This window comes from Shigella sp. FJ200513 (assembly GCF_040495915.1).
In the GTDB taxonomy this organism is placed as follows: domain Bacteria; phylum Pseudomonadota; class Gammaproteobacteria; order Enterobacterales; family Enterobacteriaceae; genus ECMA0423.
This window is the reverse complement of record NZ_JBDYCV010000278.1, coordinates 1-574: the sequence shown is the minus strand read 5'-3', so window position 1 is coordinate 574 and position 574 is coordinate 1. Positions and strand designations below refer to the sequence as shown.

General features: G+C 46.0%; 1 pseudogene. It reads left to right on the top strand.

What is annotated here, in order from left to right:
* Nucleotides 1–66: 66 nt before the first annotated feature.
* Nucleotides 67–525: pseudogene (locus tag ABZJ92_RS22210) on the top strand (site-specific integrase); the annotation flags it as partial.
* Nucleotides 526–574 lie beyond the last annotated feature (49 nt).

The window sequence follows — 574 nt, the reverse complement described above, 5'->3', positions numbered from 1 at the left end:
CTTCAGGGAAAAATATCATCAGATGGCTGCTTAAAAAAGAACAAATGGTAGTGTCCGCTATTGCCAGTACACCTCAAAGAGAGTAAATCAAACCGCGCAATTGGCGTTGCGCTGAATGATACTGCATGTCGCGTATTGAAAAAACAAATCGGAAATCATCACCGTTGGGTATTTGTGTACAAGGAAAGCTGTACCAAACCAGACGGAACGAAAGCGCCAACAGTAAGGAAGATGCGGTATGACGCAAACACAGCCTGGAAAGCGGCGCTGAGACGGGCTGGTATTGATGATTTCAGATTTCACGACTTGAGACACACCTGGGCAAGTTGGCTGGTTCAAGCCGGAGTCCCGTTATCAGTGTTACAGGAAATGGGAGGCTGGGAGTCTATCGAAATGGTTCGTCGATATGCTCACCTCGCACCTAATCACCTTACCGAACACGCACGGCAAATAGACTTGATTCTGAACCCATCGGTCCCAAATTTGTCCCAGTCAAGAAATAAGGAAGGTACTAATGATGTGTAACTTATTGATTTAAATGGTGCCGATAATAGGAGTCGAACCTACGACCTTC